At 72.2% G+C, this 12,807-nt stretch carries 8 protein-coding genes and 18 pseudogenes; 8 read left to right on the top strand and 18 right to left on the bottom strand.

Features of this window, described 5'->3' with window-relative positions; all coding sequences use genetic code 11:
* Positions 1-138: 138 nt before the first annotated feature.
* Together UK94_RS57360 and UK94_RS18770 are read left to right on the top strand one after the other, a co-directional pair.
* Positions 139-386 (top strand): helix-turn-helix domain-containing protein (locus tag UK94_RS57360; protein ID WP_235488665.1); only part of this gene is annotated, 248 nt, incomplete at its 3' end.
* Positions 387-750: 364 nt separating this feature from the next.
* Positions 751-1,674 (top strand): LLM class F420-dependent oxidoreductase, encoded by a 924-nt coding sequence (locus tag UK94_RS18770; protein ID WP_011603606.1) that lies wholly within the window; start codon positions 751-753, stop codon positions 1,672-1,674.
* Between the two features lie 14 nt (positions 1,675-1,688).
* Here UK94_RS18770 and UK94_RS57365 read toward each other — a convergent pair.
* The 10 genes and pseudogenes from UK94_RS57365 to UK94_RS57405 all read right to left on the bottom strand — a co-directional run.
* Positions 1,689-1,904, bottom strand: a pseudogene (locus UK94_RS57365) (hypothetical protein); the annotation flags it as partial.
* 1 nt (position 1,905) lies between these two features.
* A pseudogene (locus UK94_RS57370) lies at positions 1,906-2,444 on the bottom strand (flavodoxin domain-containing protein); the annotation flags it as partial.
* A 521-nt stretch (positions 2,445-2,965) separates the two neighbouring features.
* The coding region (locus UK94_RS18780) for a CHAD domain-containing protein (RefSeq protein WP_235488610.1) at positions 2,966-4,110 on the bottom strand (1,145 nt) is incomplete at its 5' end.
* Between the two features lies 1 nt (position 4,111).
* A pseudogene (locus UK94_RS57375) lies at positions 4,112-4,564 on the bottom strand (CYTH domain-containing protein); the annotation flags it as partial.
* Positions 4,565-4,594: 30 nt separating this feature from the next.
* Positions 4,595-5,126 (bottom strand): formate dehydrogenase accessory sulfurtransferase FdhD (fdhD, locus tag UK94_RS57380; RefSeq protein ID WP_235488613.1); only part of this gene is annotated, 532 nt, incomplete at its 5' end.
* A gap of 1 nt (position 5,127) precedes the next feature.
* Positions 5,128-5,545: pseudogene (locus UK94_RS57385) on the bottom strand (formate dehydrogenase accessory sulfurtransferase FdhD); the annotation flags it as partial.
* Positions 5,545-6,639, bottom strand: a 1,095-nt coding sequence (locus UK94_RS57390) for a molybdopterin dinucleotide binding domain-containing protein (protein ID WP_313949545.1), incomplete at its 5' end; no start/stop codon positions are given. The gene UK94_RS57390 and the pseudogene UK94_RS57385, both read right to left, overlap by 1 nt.
* A gap of 1 nt (position 6,640) precedes the next feature.
* Positions 6,641-7,484 (bottom strand): annotated as a pseudogene (locus UK94_RS57395) (molybdopterin-dependent oxidoreductase); the annotation flags it as partial.
* A gap of 1 nt (position 7,485) precedes the next feature.
* Positions 7,486-7,646, bottom strand: a pseudogene (locus tag UK94_RS57400) (hypothetical protein); the annotation flags it as partial.
* Position 7,647: 1 nt separating this feature from the next.
* Positions 7,648-7,881: pseudogene (locus tag UK94_RS57405) on the bottom strand (hypothetical protein); the annotation flags it as partial.
* Positions 7,882-8,038: 157 nt separating this feature from the next.
* Here UK94_RS57405 and UK94_RS18795 point away from each other — a divergent pair.
* From UK94_RS18795 to UK94_RS57415, 3 genes and pseudogenes are all read left to right on the top strand, one after another.
* Positions 8,039-8,221, top strand: a 183-nt coding sequence (locus UK94_RS18795) for a type II toxin-antitoxin system prevent-host-death family antitoxin (RefSeq protein ID WP_235488667.1), incomplete at its 3' end; no start/stop codon positions are given.
* 56 nt (positions 8,222-8,277) lie between these two features.
* On the top strand, positions 8,278-8,385 hold a 108-nt coding region (locus UK94_RS57410; RefSeq protein ID WP_235488670.1), incomplete at its 3' end, for a type II toxin-antitoxin system YoeB family toxin.
* A 1-nt stretch (position 8,386) separates the two neighbouring features.
* Positions 8,387-8,532, top strand: a pseudogene (locus UK94_RS57415) (Txe/YoeB family addiction module toxin); the annotation flags it as partial.
* Positions 8,533-8,576: 44 nt separating this feature from the next.
* Here the strand turns inward: UK94_RS57415 and UK94_RS18805 are convergent.
* On the bottom strand, positions 8,577-9,239 hold a 663-nt coding region (locus UK94_RS18805; protein WP_235488616.1), incomplete at its 5' end, for an enoyl-CoA hydratase-related protein.
* 313 nt (positions 9,240-9,552) lie between these two features.
* Between UK94_RS18805 and UK94_RS57425 the strand changes: the two are divergent.
* The 3 pseudogenes from UK94_RS57425 to UK94_RS57435 all read left to right on the top strand — a co-directional run.
* A pseudogene (locus tag UK94_RS57425) lies at positions 9,553-9,656 on the top strand (pyridoxamine 5'-phosphate oxidase family protein); the annotation flags it as partial.
* 1 nt (position 9,657) lies between these two features.
* Positions 9,658-9,719: pseudogene (locus tag UK94_RS57430) on the top strand (pyridoxamine 5'-phosphate oxidase family protein); the annotation flags it as partial.
* Between the two features lies 1 nt (position 9,720).
* Positions 9,721-10,005, top strand: a pseudogene (locus tag UK94_RS57435) (pyridoxamine 5'-phosphate oxidase family protein); the annotation flags it as partial.
* Positions 10,006-10,157: 152 nt separating this feature from the next.
* On the opposite strand, the pseudogene UK94_RS57440 reads toward UK94_RS57435, so the two are convergent.
* The 7 pseudogenes from UK94_RS57440 to UK94_RS57475 all read right to left on the bottom strand — a co-directional run.
* Positions 10,158-10,329: pseudogene (locus UK94_RS57440) on the bottom strand (response regulator); the annotation flags it as partial.
* A gap of 1 nt (position 10,330) precedes the next feature.
* Positions 10,331-10,686, bottom strand: a pseudogene (locus UK94_RS57445) (response regulator); the annotation flags it as partial.
* Between the two features lies 1 nt (position 10,687).
* A pseudogene (locus UK94_RS57450) lies at positions 10,688-10,963 on the bottom strand (ATP-binding protein); the annotation flags it as partial.
* 253 nt (positions 10,964-11,216) lie between these two features.
* A pseudogene (locus tag UK94_RS57460) lies at positions 11,217-11,449 on the bottom strand (hybrid sensor histidine kinase/response regulator); the annotation flags it as partial.
* 14 nt (positions 11,450-11,463) lie between these two features.
* A pseudogene (locus UK94_RS57465) lies at positions 11,464-11,828 on the bottom strand (PAS domain S-box protein); the annotation flags it as partial.
* Between the two features lies 1 nt (position 11,829).
* Positions 11,830-11,903 (bottom strand): annotated as a pseudogene (locus UK94_RS57470) (hypothetical protein); the annotation flags it as partial.
* A gap of 1 nt (position 11,904) precedes the next feature.
* A pseudogene (locus UK94_RS57475) lies at positions 11,905-12,131 on the bottom strand (PAS domain-containing protein); the annotation flags it as partial.
* Positions 12,132-12,807: the final 676 nt, after the last annotated feature.

Consider the following 12,807-nt stretch of genomic DNA (forward strand, 5'->3'; position numbering starts at 1 on the left):
GCCGACGGGGATGTGCGGGCCGACGGGGATGTGCGGGCCGACGGCGGTTCGCGGTCCGTCGAGGGTACGCAGGCGGACACCCCTCGGCGCCGCATCGGCCGGCCGCTCGCCCACCCACCCGAGGAAGAACGCTCGATGATGATTCGGGCGGCGTACCGGGTGCTGGCCCGCGCGGATTCGGGCTCCGTCACCGTCAGCGAGATCCTCACCGAGGCGCAGCTGTCGACCCGGGCGTTCTACCGGCACTTCACGTCGAAGGACCAGCTCCTGCTGGCGATGTTCGAAGAGGAGAGCGAACGGGCCACGGCCCAGCTCACGCAGCGGTTGGCCAGCACACCCGATCCGTACACGGCGGTCGGCGCCTGGATCCGCTTCCACATCCAGCTNGCCTTCGAACCCCGGCGGCATCGCCGGACCCTCGTCATGCAGACGCTCGAGCTTCACCGCGTCGCCGGCTATGCCGAGGCGCTCGCGCGGCATCAGGAGCTGAACAGGGCTCCGCTGGTCCGGGCCCTCGAGGCCGGCGCCGCGGCGGGCATCTTCCGGCACACCCGGCCGACCACCGATTCGATCATGATCCAGGACATTGTGAACAATGTCCTCCTGCGGCGTCGCGACGGGATCGAGACCAATGACGGCGAAACCGTCAGGGCCACGATCCACGAGTTCCTGAGCCGGGCCATCGGCGTGCAGCACCGGCCCGATCCCGGAAAGGACGCGACCTAACCAGGACGATCGAGAGGCGGACCCATGAAGTTCGGCGTGCAACACGGCATCGGTGACCCGCGGTGGCGGCCCGAGGTGCTGGACCAGCGGAACATCACCCCGTGGGTGCGGGCGGTCGAGGAGAGCGGGTGGTCCGGCATCGCCTTCACCGATCACCCGGCCCCGTCCACGAAATGGACGCACGCCGGCGGCGAGGGCAGTTCCGAACCTTTCTCGTCCCTGGCCTTCTGCGCCGCGCTGACCGAGGACATCACGTTGATCACACTGGTCACCGTGCTGCCCTACCGTAATCCGTTATTCACCGCGCACCAGATCCGCACGCTGGACCGGCTCAGCGGCGGGCGGCTCGTCGTCGGCGTCGGCACCGGCTATCTGCGCGGTGAGTTCCGCGCCTCCGGCGCCGATTTCGACCGACGGCGCGAGCTGTTCGACGAGGCGCTGGAGATCCTCACGGCGGACACCGACATCGAGGAGATCTCCCACCGGGGAATCGGCTTCGAGACGTCCGGCACCGCGCTGCGGCCGCCGTCGATCCAACGACCGCACCCGCCGCTGTGGGTGCACGCGAACAGCAGGTGGGGCCTGGAGCGGGCGGCCCGCTTCGGCGGCGGCGCCCTGTTCACCCTCACCACCGAGACGCTGGCCGGCACCATCCGCACCGCCCACGTGCCCGATGCGGCCGCCGTCGGCGAGCGCATCGACAGGCTGCGCGACGCCACGACCGCCGCGGGCCGCGACCCGCAGGAGGTCACCGTCGTCCTCGGCGGGGTCCTGTCCCTGATCGACGTCCGGCAGGGCTGGAACACCGAGCAGGTCCGGGCCGAGGTCGCCGCCTACGAGCGTCTCGGCGTGGACTGGCTCATCTTCAACGTGATCGGCGACGATCCCGGGGCGTCCGAGGAGACGGTGCGCCGCTTCGGCGAGGAAATCATCCTCGCCAAGGACTGACCGCCTACGAGCGGCTAGCCGGTGACCCAGTAGTCGGCGTCGTCGGCGGAGCCCTGGAGCGCGTCGGACGACGGGCGCGGGCGGGGGGCCGCGCCGACCAGCCGCATCCGGGCCGACCGGTGGTTACGCCGGCCGGCCCCCACTTCCCCGGAACCGGGCCCCCAGGCCGGCACGGCCCGCAGGACACGCGGCGGGGCCGCGGCGATCACGGCGTCGGCGAATGCGGCGAGNTGCGCCGGGCGGTGCCGGTTGCCCGCCGCCGCCCGGGCGGCAGCGGCGGCGGGCTGGGCGGCGCGACCGGAACGGTGCGGGCCGTCGAAGGTCACCATGCCCCGGGCGCCGATCAGCGTCGCGAGCTCGGCGACCTGCGCGGCCGGCTGCGGACCGACCGCCTCCGCCCCGCCGAGCCGCGCGCCCGCGCCCTGCGATCCGGCCGGGGCGCCCCACTCGGCCGGCCCGCTCGGCCCGCCGTGGCTGCCGGGCCAGGTGACGGCGGCGTCGGCGCGCGGGTCGCTGCTGACCAGCCACACCGGTAGCCGGGACAGCCCGGCGCGGCGCCGGCGCACGAGCCGGCGCGCGTCGCAGGCCCACCGTCCGGCGAACAGCGCCCCGGCGACGATGACCGCGTCGTAGGACGCCACCTCCCGCACCTGCCGCGCCGGCATCACGTCGGCGTCGAGACCGCGGGCGCTCAACGCCGCACCGATCATCGCGGCCAGGTCGCCGGCCCCGCCACACCCGGTTCCGAACGCCACCAGAGCTCGCGTCATGGCACCCCTCCCAACCTTGCGTCCAGGGCCGTCGAGGTGGACCGCACGCGATCGACTCGAGCCCGTAACCCAGTGGACATCCGTGGCGGGGCACACACCATCAGTCGAACGTCACGTCCGGCGGGCCATCCGGACCCGGTCCGACGGGCACGGTCGGACCCCGGTGCACGCCACGCACCGACCCGCGGTCACCACGGGTCGGCGGTGGTCGCCCCGGTCACACCCCCGAACAGCCGGCGCCGGCCGGCCGGGACGGCGGCCCGGACGGTCCCGCCCGCGCCGACTGCCGCGCATCGCAGCGGCCGGCGTCAGCCCGCGCCGACGACCGGCCCGGACACCGCCGGACGGCACCTCCGTGCCACCCGTCCCCGCCCTCGCCGCCTGTTCCGCCCCGGCGCGGGCCAGGCCAGGGGTTGCGGTGCGTGCAGCGCGGTCTGAGCCGAGCAGACCGCACCGCACCGCAATGCAACGCAGCGCAGCGCAACGCAGCGCAACGCAGCGCAATGCTCTCGGCGTAACGGTCAGCCGCGCAGCCAGCGACGCAGGCGGGGGCGCGAGGCCCGCGCCCAGGTGGCGTCGAAGGTGGCCCGGGTGGCGGCCGCGCGGGCTCGCTCGTCCCCGGCGAGCAGGCCGTAGGTGAAGGACGACTCGCCCGCGAGGTTCGCGGCGACGGCGAAGGCGCGCAGGCGGGTCTGCGCGACGACGCAGTCCTGGTGCTCGCCGAGCTCGTTCTGGATCCGCTTCGCCGCCGTCGCGAGCGCCGCCGCGTCGCGGCCGTGGACGGGCACCATCAGCTCGCTGGCGTAGCGCAGCCGCTTCGCGGCCTTGCGGGCACCGTGGTAGGCGAGGTCGCGCTCGGAGCCCGCGGGGGCCCGCCGGGCGCGTGCGACCCGCCGGGTGAGCTTACGGTCCGCCTTGGCGACGAGCTTGGGCAGCGCCGTGCCGGCGGGGCGGCGGGCCCGCTCGGTCTGCCCGACGTCGGCGACGAAGGCGAGCAGCGCCTCGATGAACCCGAGGTACCGCTCGCCGCGCAGGTAGGCCAGCGCCTCCTCCCGGCTGCGCAGCCGCTCGCCGAGCAGCGACTCCTGGACGCGGGCGGCCACCGGGCCGAGCAGCAGCTCGACGGGCTGCCCGGCGAGCTCGCCGGTGAAGCGGGCGAGCTGCACCTCGGCGTCGCGGGGCCGGCCGAGCACCTCGCCGATCTCGCGCAGGCCGGCTTCGATCTCGGCGGCGCGCTCGGCGTCGAACAGCGGCCGGAAGGTCTGGACGGTGCTGCGCAGCCGCCGGGCCGCGACCCGCATGTCGTGGACGGCCTCGGGTGCGTCGACGCGCACCGCCGGGTCGCGGTCGAGCAGCGCCGCGGTGTGCTCCGCCAGGTAGGCGTGGACGACCTGGGCGGCGGTGTCGGAGGCGGCGAGCCGGGCCGGGCCGGGCTGGACGTCGGGCGCGCCGAGCTCGACGGCGAGGGCGCGCCGCAGCTTCGACGGCGACGGCGCGGGCCGCGCACCGGCCCGGTGCAGGGCCTTGCTGGCGGCGGGCAGCACGTCCACCCCGGCCGGGACGAGCGCCTCGAGTTCGACCTCCCGCCACCGCGACACGATGGTGCGCTCCCCCATCGTCCGCGCGTTGACCTGGTCGTCGGCGACCTCGACGAGGTCGTGGCCGGNGGCGTCGCGCAACCGCCGGGTGCGCCGGACCGTCGTGATCGACGCCACCGGTCGAAGCGCGGCGCCCCGCAGCCGCACGGCGACGAGGTCCAGCAGCTCCGGCGGGATCTGCGACGGTTCGCCGAGCGGGCGGCCGATCTCGTCGCGGGCCCCGTCGGCGGTGGGGATCTTCAGATGCCAGCCCTCGTCGGCGCCGCCCTCCCGGCGGCGCAGCGTCAGGCTGTTGCGGGCCAGGCGCAGGTCGTCGGTGTCGTAGTAGACGGCGTCGAGGTGCCGCTCGTCCGGCTCGGCGACGGAGGCGACCCCCCGCACTCTGTCGAAGGCGGGGAGCGCGAACATCTCGTCCACCGCGAACTTGCGCTCGACCTCATGCGTCACTGCCACGACTGGGCCTCCATCCGGTGCGATCAGCGCACTGATGCCCGGCCCGCGGCCGAAAAACCCTGCCGGCACGAGGTGGGACCGCGTGGCGAGCCACGGCGGTCAGGCCAGCGCGACCCGGTGGGCGCCGGTGTAGATGTTCATCGAGTCGCCGCGGACGAACCCGGCGAGGGTCATCCCCGCCTCCTCGGCGAGATCCACCGCCAGCGTCGAGGGCGCGGACACCGCGACGAGCATCGGCACGCCGGCCATCCACGCCTTCTGGACCAGCTCGAACGACGCCCGGCCGCTGACGACCAGCGCGTGGCCGCTCAGCGGCACCAGACCGTCGCGCACCGCCGCGCCGATCACCTTGTCGACCGCGTTGTGCCGGCCGACGTCCTCCCGCACGGCCCGCAGCACGCCGTCGACGCCGGCGAGCGCCGCCGCGTGCAACCCGCCGGTGGTGGCGAACAGCCGCTGCCCCGCCCGCAGCGCGTCGGGCAGGCCGGTCACGGTCGCCGCGTCGAGCAGCAGCGGGTCGTCGGCGACGGTGAACCGGCTGCGCAGCCGGACCGCGTCGATGCTGGCCTTCCCGCACAGGCCGCAGGAGCTGGTGGTGTAGAAGTTGCGGGTCACGTCGACCTCGGGCGGGNCGACCCCGGGGGCCAGCGCCACGTCGAGCACGTTGTAGGTCGGCCGCCCGTCGGCGTCGACCGCACCGTCCCCGCCAGCCGCCTCGCCCTTCCCGGACGCCTCGCCTCTCCCAGACGCCTCGCCTCTCCCAGACGCCTCGCCTCTCCCAGACGCCTCGCCTCTCCCAGACGCCTCGCCTCTCCCGACGCAGTAGCGCATCGAGGCCACGTCGGCGGCTCCGGCGATCATGCCTTCGCCGAGCAGGAAGCCCAGCGCCAGGTCCATGTCGTCGCCGGGGGTGCGCATCGTGACCGCCAGTGCCCGCCCGCCGACCCGGATCTCCAGCGGTTCCTCGCCGACCACCGTGTCCGGGCGGACCGCCGTCGCGACCCCGGCCCGGACCCGGGTCACCCTGCGCCGGGCTGTCGCCCGCCCCATCAGCGCGCCCCTGCCACCGGGCCGCGCGCCGGCTCCAGCCGGATGAGCAGCGACTTGGAGGTCGGGGTGTTGCTGCGGGCGGCGGTGGAGTCCAGCGGGACCAGGACGTTGGTCTCGGGGAAGTAGGCGGCGGCGCAGCCCCGCGCGGTCGGGTACGCCACCGCCCGGAAGTTCTCCGCCCGCCGTTCGCCGTCCGTCCACACGCCGACGAGGTCGACGTGCACACCGTCGGCGAGGCCGAGCGCGGCGAGGTCGTCCGGGTGGACGAGGACGACGCGACGGCCCCGGCGGACCCCGCGGTAACGGTCGTCCATCCCGTAGATCGTCGTGTTGTACTGGTCGTGGGAGCGCACCGTCTGCAGCAGCAGGTGCCCGGGCGGGACGCGCAGCACCTCGCAGACGTTCTCGGTGAACGCCGCGCGGCCGTCCGGCGTCGGGAAGGTGCGGCTGTCCCGCGGCGGATGCGGAAGCTGGAAGCCACCCGGGGCGGCGAGCCGGGCGTCGAAGTCCTCGAACCCCGGCACGACCCGGGCGATGTGGCCGCGGATCCGCCGGTAGTCCCCGGCCAGCCCCGCCCAGTCCACCGAGTCGTCGGCCCGGCGGGCGAGGGTGGCCTCGGCCAGCCCGCAGACGATCGCGACCTCCGAGCGCAGGTCCGGCCCGGCCGGCGGCAGCGTGCCCCGGGAGGCGTGCACCATGCCCATCGAATCCTCGACGCTGACCTGCTGTGCCCCACCGGCCCGCACGTCGACCTCGGTGCGCCCCAACGTCGGCAGGATCAACGCCGCCCGCCCCGTCACCGCGTGGGAACGGTTCAAGGTCGTCGACACCTGCACCGTCAGCCGACACGCCCGCATCGCCGCCTCGGTCACCGCCGAATCCGGCCCGGCCGCGACGAAGTTCCCACCGAGGCCGAGGAACACCCGCACCCGACCGTCGCGCATAGCCCGGATCGTCTCCACCACGTCGTGGCCGTGCGCCCGCGGCGGAGCGAAGGAGAACTCGGCGCCCAACGCGTCGAGAAACGCGTCGGGCATCTTCTCCCAGATTCCCATCGTGCGGTCACCCTGGACGTTGGAATGCCCGCGCACCGGNCACACCCCCGCCCCCGGCCGGCCGATGTTCCCCCGCAGCAGCAGGAAGTTCACGACCTCCTGAATCGTCGCGACCGCGTTGGCGTGCTGGGTCAGGCCCATCGCCCAGCACACCACCACCCGGTCGGCGGCCAGCACCCGGCCGGCCAGCTCGTCGATCTCGGCGGCGGCGAGCCCCGTCGCCGCGGCGACGTCGGCCTCGGACAGATGCCCACGAACGTGTGTGGCGAACTCGGTGAATCCGCTGGTGTGCTCGGCGAGGAAGGCATGGTCGAGCACCGTGCCGGGGGCCGCGTCCTCCGCGTCGAGCAGCCGCCGCGACAACGCCTGGAACAGCGCCATGTCCCCGTTCAGCCGGATCTGCAGGAACTGGTCGGCCAACGCCGTGCCACGCCCCACGATCCCCCGGACCTGCTGCGGGTTCCGAAAACGCAGCAGGCCCGCCTCCGGCAACGGGTTGACTGCGACGATGCTGCCGCCGGCCCGCTTCACCCGTTCCAACGAGCTGAGCATCCGCGGATGATTCGTCCCCGGATTCTGCCCCACCACCAGCACCAGGTCCGCGGACTCCAGATCGGCCAACGTCACCGACCCCTTACCCACTCCGATCGTCGAGGTCAACGCCGCCCCCGACGACTCGTGGCACATGTTCGAGCAGTCCGGCAGATTGTTCGTCCCGAACATCCGCGCGAACAGCTGCCACACGAACGCCGCCTCGTTGCTGGTCCGCCCGGAGGTGTAGAACGCGGCCTCGTCCGGGCTGTCGAGCCCCGCCAGTTCGGCGGCGACGATCCCGAACGCCTCGTCCCAGCCGACCGGGACGTAACGATCCGCACCCGGCGCCCNGTACATCGGCTCCACGATCCGACCGCGGCTGCCCAACCAGTGACCGGAGCGACCGGCGAGGTCGGACACCGGATGCGCGGCGAAGAACTCCCGCGTCACCCGGCTGCGGGTCGCCTCCTCCGCCACCGCCTTCGCGCCGTTCTCGCAGAACTCGACGACGGNCCGCTCCCCCGGCGCATGCTCCGGCCACGCACACCCCGGACAGTCGAACCCGTGGTCCTGGTTGACCAGCCGCAGCGTCCGCACCGCCCGGCCCGGCCCCATCCGCTCCCACGACTGCGCGAGCGCGTGCCCCACCCCCGGCAGCCCCGCCGCCGACGACGCGGGCGCCCCCACCCGCAACCGGGCGTCGTCATCCTCCAGGTCCCCACCGCCGCTACCCATGACCTCCACCATCCTCGCGATCGACGCCGGACACCACCAGCACCAGCGCCTGCCGGGCCGGGCCGGCGGCCACCGCGCGGCCACCCCGCCTCCGCCGCCATGACTGCCGGGCGGACGTACACTNGCACCTACGTACAACTTTTTGTACAAAGGAGGTCCGGTGAAGACGATGAGCTACTCGGAGTCACGAGCACGCTATGCCGAGGTCCTCACCGCGGTGGCGGACGACCGGGAGGAGATCGTCATCACCCGGGCCGGTCACGAGCCGGTCGTCATCGTCTCTCTGGATGACTACCAGTCCCTCAAGGAGACGGCGTACCTTCTCCGCAGCCCCGAGAACGCCCGCCGGCTGNTGGCCNCCATCGATCGNCTCGAAAACGGCGCCGGCACCGTACGCGACCTCGCCGAGTGAAGCTCGTCTGGGACGAGAACGCGTGGCAGGACTACGTCTGGTGGCAGACGGAGAACCGTAAAATCCTCAAGCGCATCAACATGTTGATCCAGGACACAGCCCGGNACGGCAACGACGGCATCGGCAAGCCCGAACCGCTCAAGCATGGCTTCCAGGGCTACTGGTCTCGGCGCATCAACGATGAACATCGACTGATCTACAAGATCAGTGACGATCAGATTCGCATAGCCCAGTGCAGGTACCACTACTGAGGCTCTGGTGGCGAGAGCTCCTGAGGAGACCCGCTTCCGGTGGCCTACCGGCCGGTCCAGGCGGGTGGGCGCTTCTCCAGGAACGCGCGGACGCCCTCGGCGGCGTCGGCGGAGTCGCGGATCGCGTCGAGGGCGCCGGCGGTGGCCTGCCAACCGGCGGCGTCGGCGGCCGGGGCGACCGCGGCGTCGACGGCCGCGAGGCAGGCCCGCACGGCGGTCGGCGCGTTGCGGCAGATCCGCTCGGCCAGCGTCAGGGCGGCGTCGAGTGCCCCGCCGGACTCGGCGAGCACGTTGACGAGGCCCGCCTCGTAGGCACGCCGGGCATCGAAGGGATCGCCGACGAGGATGAGCTCGCGGGCCAGGTTCAGCGGCAGGGCCCGCGGGCCGCGAAACAGCGCGCCGCAGGTGGGGACGACACCGATCGTCACCTCCGGCAGGCCGAACCGGGCGCCCGCGCCCGCGACGACGAGGTCGCAGGCCAGCACGATCTCCAGGCCGCCGCCGAGCGCCGGGCCCTCAACCGCGGCGATGAGCGGGGTGCGACGACGCCGGCGGACAACGCCATATTCCCCGCCCCGCTCGGTGACGTAGTCGCCGCCGGCGGTCAGGTCGCTGCCCGCGCAGAACACCGACGGGGTGCCGGTGAGCACGCCGACCCAGAGGTCGTCATCGTCGTCGAGCAGGTTCAGCGCGGCGTCGAGCGCGTCNGCCATCGCCCGGTCGACCGCGTTGCGCCGGCTCTCGCGGCGCATCGACACGATCAGCACGTGGCCCTCGCGGTGGACGTCCACCCGTTGCGCGTCCCGGTCCGTCATCGCCCGCTCCACGCCCCGTCCCGTCAAGCTGCCCGTCCCGTCAAACTGCCCCGCCCGTCAAACTGCCCGGCCGGTCCGGCTCTCCGGGCCGTCGCCGAGCGGATGACCGGCGCCGGCTGGAGACACAGAATAGCCTTCTGGCCTTGCAGGAACGATGTTTGCGCTCCGGCCGCGGTCGGCGCGGTCCGCCCGAGAGGATGTGCGCATGCAGGAACAGCGACGCGGCCGGAAGATCGCGATGGAGCGGGCGGAGATCGACGCCTTCCTCACCGAGGAGCGGGTCTGCCGGGTGGCGACGGCCAGCCCCGANGGCCCGCACCTGACGCCGCTGTGGTTCGTGTGGGACGGCCAGGCGCTGTGGCTGTGGTCGATNGTGCGCAGCCAGCGGTGGACCGACCTCGCCCGCGACCCGCGCGCCGCCGTGCTCGTCGACGCGGGGATCGGCTACGGCGAGCTGCGGGGGGTGGAACTGCGCGGCCGGTTCGCCCCGGTCGGCGAGGCGCCGCGCGCCGACGTGCCGAACCCCGACCTGGAGGTCCCGGAGCGCCTGTTCGCCGCCAAGTACGCCGGCGGCGGCACGACCGAGCCCGACGGCCGCCACGGCTGGCTCCGCCTCACCCCCGAGAAGATCACCAGCTGGGACTTCCGCAAGCTCTGACGGACGACGGGCCCCCTGGTGCCCGGGGCGGGCGGTTGAGCATGACGACGCGGCGGTGGGCGGCATCGAACGTCGCCTTCGTCGTGGCCGCGCGGCTCGGCCGTCGCCAGGCGGTTGCCGGGCTTCTCCGGGCCCTTACCGCCGGCCGGGACTCACACCGGAGCGAGGTCGAGGGCTTCCCGGGCCTTGGCGAGGAGAAGATGTTCGGAGAAGGGCTTCTCCAACAGGATGACACCGGGGTCGAGTTTTCCCTGGGTGGTGAGAACGGGGTGCGCATAGCCAGACATGTAGAGCACTCGGATACCCGGCCGGACGGTGCGGATGNGGTCGGCGAGTTCCTTTCCCTGCATGTGCGGCATGATGACGTCGGTGAGGAGCAGATGTATCTCGCCGGGGTACTCCGCGGCGATGGGGATGGCATCGTGGGCGGAGCCTGCGGTGAGAACCTGGTAGCCGTTACGGGTGAGCAGGCGCCGGGTGACCTCGAGGATGGCGGACTGGTCCTCGACGAGGAGAACCGTCTCCCCGTCGCGCGCGGGGGTTATGGGGGTGGCCTCCTCGTCGACGGTGACCGTCCTGGCGGTGGTAGCAGGAAGGAGACATCTGATGGTGGTGCCGACTCCGGGCTCGGAGTAGATCGCGGAGTGTCCGCCGGCCTGACTGATTATTCCGTAGACAGTGNCCAGTCCGAGGCCCGATCCCTCACCTTTCGGCTTGGTGGTGAAGAACGGCTCGAAGACCCGGGCGACGAGTTCGGGTGACATGCCGGTTCCACTGTCGGACACGCGGAACTGTGTGTAGCGGCCGACTTTCACGTCTGGCCGTTCGGCAGCGTACTCGTAATCCGCGTCGACGTTGGTGGTGTCGATGGTCAGGACGCCGCCGCCGAACATGGCGTCGCGGGCGTTGACCGCGAGGTTGGTCAGGACCTGCTCTATCTGGCCGGGGTCGGCCATGANAGGCCACAGGTGGGGATGGAGACTGGTCTGCAACACTATGTGTTCGCCCAGGGTACGGCGCAGCAGGTGCTCCATGTCGGTGACGACCTGATTCAGGTCGATGACCCTGGGCTGTACGGTCTCGCGGCGACCGAAGGCGAGGAGCTGGTGGGTCAGGGTGGTGGCGCGATCGGCGGCACGTAGGATCTCGTCGATATCGCGCTGGACGTCGCTCCACCGCTCTTTGTCTGCGTCCGCCGCCGCGGCCTGAGNGATCTCCTCGGCGACGAACGTGGCGTAGTTGATGACGACGCCGAGCAGGTTGTTGAAGTCGTGCGCCACCCCACCGGCGAGCTGACCGAGGCTCTCGAGTCGCTGCGACTGGTGGAGTTGGCTCTCAAGGCGGCCGCGCTGCGCCTCGGCGCGCAGCCGTTCCTTTTCGAGGCGGGCATCCAGGCGGCCGGTCACATCCCGCACGGCCGCGGCGACGATGAGACCGTCGGGGGNGTCGATGGAGGANAGCGAGATCTCCGCGGGGAACTCACTGCCGTCACGGCGACGCGCAGCCACGTCGAGGCCGACGCCCATCAGCCGTGGCTGCGGATCGGCCAGATAGTCACGACGGTGTGCCGGATGCGCGGCGCGGACGGCGTCGGGCACCAGAATCTCGATCGACTGACCGACCAGCTCATCACGAGCATAGCCGAACAGACGCTCGGACTGCGCGTTGGCCAGAACAATCCGCCCATCCGGCCGTACTCCGATGATCGCATCCGGCGCCGCCTCCAACAGACCGCGAAACCTCGCCTCCGCGCGAATACGATCGGTCACATCCCGCACGGCCGCGGCGACGATGAGACCGTCGGGAGTGTCGATGGAGGACAGNGCAATCTCCACGGGGAACTCACTGCCATCACGGCGACGCGCAGCCAGCTCCAGGCCGGCCCCCATCAGCCGTGGNCGCGGATCGGCCAGATAATCGCGACGATGTGCCGGATGCGCGCCGCGGGCGGCATCGGGCACCAGAATCTCGATCGACTGACCGACCAGCTCATCACGGCCATAGCCGAACAGACGCTCGGTCTGCGCGTTGACCAGAACAATCCGCCCATCCGGCCGGACCCCGACAATCGCATCCGGCGCCGCCTCCAGAAAGCCGCTTGCCAGGTCAGTCGGTGAATCCTCCATCACACTCCACCCTCAGGTATCCGCGCACCTACTTCACGTGGACGGCGATCGACGCTAGCAGGTGCGTAGACGATTCGCCGCGCGTCGGGAGCGGCGCCGAGCCATCCTTCTGGACCGGCCACGGCCTTTTCGATGTTCATTGACCAACGATCGGAGTTCGTCGATTTCGGCTGCCATTTCCCCTGCGGCCACAGCAGAGGCGGGTAGATCAAGTTGTGGTACGCGAACAGATGGTTATGCTCGAAGAGCGGTAGCCGCCCGATCAGTTGGAGGTCGCGATGTCGGACGAGGATCAGCTAGGCAAGAGCCTTGCCGATCTCTCCGGGGTAGCCCTGACGGAGCCGTTGCGGGCGGTCCTGACGAAAATTGCAATGTTTGCGGCGCAGGCGATTCCCGGCGCCGACGGTGCCGGCCTGGCNCTGATAGAGGAGCGCCAGCCGGACACCGTGGTGGCGAGTGCGCCGTTCGTCCGCGATGTCGACGACGCGCAGTACAGGCTGGGAGAGGGGCCATGCCTCCAGGCCTGCAAGGACCGGCGCACCCAGATCTCGACCAGGCTCGGGGCGGAACCACGCTGGCCCCGTTTCGGTGTCGAGGCCGCCCGCCTGGGGGTGGAAAGCGCGCTTTCGTTGCCGCTGGAGGTGGAGGGCGACCTGATCGGGTCCCTGAACGTGTA

This window comes from Frankia sp. AvcI1 (assembly GCF_001420875.1).
In the GTDB taxonomy this organism is placed as follows: domain Bacteria; phylum Actinomycetota; class Actinomycetes; order Frankiales; family Frankiaceae; genus Frankia; species Frankia alni.